This window comes from Corallococcus carmarthensis (genome assembly GCF_003611695.1).
In the GTDB taxonomy this organism is placed as follows: domain Bacteria; phylum Myxococcota; class Myxococcia; order Myxococcales; family Myxococcaceae; genus Corallococcus; species Corallococcus carmarthensis.
In genome coordinates this window covers 1-2,259 of the sequence record NZ_RAWE01000432.1, presented here as the reverse complement: position 1 = coordinate 2,259, position 2,259 = coordinate 1, and the positions used below count along the sequence as shown (strand labels likewise).

Genomic DNA, 2,259 nt, shown 5'->3' with positions numbered 1-2,259 from the left:
TGAAGTCCGCCGCCGTCTTCAACAGGTGCTGTTGCACTGGATAGGCGTCTGCCCCCTCTGCCGCAGGCTCGTCGACGACTCGAACCTGCCGCGCGGCCCCTCACGAATCTGATCAGGTGGTACTAGCCGAGCGCTGCGTACGCCGCCTTCGAGAACGCCACGGCGAAGGCTTCGTCGTCGGGCCCGACATGATCCGTTGGGCCAGGAGGATGGCCGTCAGGTCCTGGTCCGGGTCGATGAAGAACGTGGTGCCGAAGCCGCCCGCCCAGCCATAGCGACCGGCCGTGGGGGAGATGCCATCCGGCCGCGTCGTGACGCTTCCGCCGAAGCCCCAACCGGACGTGTCCCAGGAGCCCGGGAAGAAGGGCGAGGCGGCCTTCTGCTCGGGAGGAGTCTGATCCGTCATCATCTGCTGGAGGCTCTCGGCGGACAGCAGGCGCGTCGCACCGTGGCGGGCCTGGTTCAACAGCATCCGGCAGAAGGTGAGGAAGTCGTCGGCGGTCGACACCAGCCCGCAGCCCTGTCCACCGCCCGCGAGGAAGGCGGGTGGCCGCGACAACGGGCCCGACCGGGGGGGCCCAGGCCGTGAGCGCTCCGGTCTTGGGGTCTCGCTGGTAGGCGGTCGCCACTTGGTCCAGCTTCTCCCGGGGCACGCTGAACGCGGTGTCGTTCATGCCCAGGGGTTTGAAGAGCCGCTCGGAGAGGAAGTCATCGAAGCCCCTCCCGGAGGCGCGCGCGAGAGCACGCCCAGGACCTCGAAACCGGTGTGATACATCCACCGCTCTCCTGGGTGATGGATGCGCGGCAGCGCTCCCAGGCGCCGCATGAATTCGTCGGGCGTGTGGGGAATGGCCTCGAAGCCGGGCGCCACCCGCTCCGCCTACATCGCCTTCTGGATGGGGTAGGTGTTCGGAGGCGCCATCACCGCGCCGGTTCCCATCCGCAGCGTGAGCAGGTCCCTCACCGTGATGGGGCGGCGCGCCGGAACGGTGTCCTCCAGCGGGCTGTCGAGCGCGCGCAGGACGCGGCGGTTCGCCAGCTCCGACAGTGGACTGGCGACACTCGCGAGCCGCCAGCCCACCGTGCACTTCATCCGATGTGGGGCCTTATCCGCCTCGGGCCTGGTCGCTCACAGACTGCAGATGACGGTGTTGTTGCCGCTCAGGTACGGAATGGTCTTGCTGCAGTTGTAGGAGCCGTACGTGCTGGTGACATGGTACGGCGACGGGCAGGTCGTGCCGCACGAGGTGAAGGACGAGCCCGTATTGTTGTCACACTGGACCGCGTTGTTGGTGTTGGTGCAGAAGCTGCCACACGAGCTGCTGCACAGGTAGGTCGTCGGGTGCTGGCCGCTCGGGCAGTTCAGACCACAGTACTGCGTCAGTTCCTGCTGCGCCGACGCCATCGTGGGCTCGGTGCCGTCCTCCGCCTGCTCGGGGCCTCCGCACGCGGTCAGACCCAGGGCCAGCGCACTCACCAGAAGCATTCCCAATCGAGACATACGTCCACCTTTGTCGTTGTGCTGCGTTGTGTTGTGCTGCGTTGGTTGGAGGAGTTGGAGTCGGCCACATCACGCCCGACCAGGCCGAGGCACATCCCGCCTGCGCGGTGGGAGACGACGCTCGGGGGCGGGCGTTCATGACCGGGTGCTACCAGATGCAGGCGAGCTCGCCGGAGACGTTGAACACCGGCACGGGGGCCAGCGCGCCATCTGGAACGGCACTGTGCGCGGGGCTGGCCGTGACGGACTTCCGCATGGAGGTGTAGCTGCTGTTGATGTACCCCAGGTTGTACACGGTGCTGCTGGAACGCTCCCGGAGGTTCGCTCCGCACCACGGCTCGTACGTGGTGCTGGCCAGCGTTCCCAGCGGAATCACCCTCACGCTGGACAACCCCCCGAAGTAGTCGAGGTCCGCCGAGGTGTTGACGGGATACTTGGCGCCAGCCACCCAGAGATAGATCTGGCTTGTCGAGCGCTCCTGGACCAGGACGTTGTAGGAGTAGTTGATGAACGGCGCGCGCCAGTCGCTGTTCGGGATGTCATTGACCATCTTCCAGTGTAAGCGTTCACGGGGTGGTGCTCGCCTGAGGGGGCGGTGAGGCAGCGAACGGTGGGCCTCACCACGCTCGACGTGGGCCGGGGGCGGATTAGAAATAATGGGGCGTGGCCACGCCCGACCCAAGAGATGCGCGTATCGCGGAGCTGGAGCGACTGCTGAGCGCTGCGCTCGCGCGAATCGAGCAGCAGGAGGCTCGCAT

The 2,259-nt window shown here is 66.8% G+C and carries 3 protein-coding genes and 2 pseudogenes; all 5 read right to left on the bottom strand.

Features of this window, described 5'->3' with window-relative positions:
* Nucleotides 1–112: 112 nt before the first annotated feature.
* Nucleotides 113–589 (bottom strand): annotated as a pseudogene (locus tag D7X32_RS44170) (serine hydrolase domain-containing protein); the annotation flags it as partial.
* A 124-nt stretch (nt 590–713) separates the two neighbouring features.
* Nucleotides 714–779: pseudogene (locus D7X32_RS47920) on the bottom strand (hypothetical protein); the annotation flags it as partial.
* Between the two features lie 101 nt (nt 780–880).
* Entirely contained in the window at nt 881–1,093 is a 213-nt protein-coding gene (locus D7X32_RS45865; protein WP_158625876.1) for a hypothetical protein, read from the bottom strand.
* 36 nt (nt 1,094–1,129) lie between these two features.
* Nucleotides 1,130–1,486 carry a hypothetical protein gene (locus D7X32_RS44165; RefSeq protein ID WP_120608453.1) on the bottom strand — a complete coding sequence of 119 codons (357 nt, stop codon included), beginning with the start codon at nt 1,484–1,486 and terminating at the stop codon, nt 1,130–1,132.
* Nucleotides 1,487–1,649: 163 nt separating this feature from the next.
* The gene (locus D7X32_RS44160; RefSeq protein WP_120608452.1) at nt 1,650–2,051 is read right to left on the bottom strand and encodes a hypothetical protein; all 402 of its coding nucleotides are present in this window, start codon (nt 2,049–2,051) and stop codon (nt 1,650–1,652) included.
* Between the last annotated feature and the right edge of the window lie 208 nt (nt 2,052–2,259).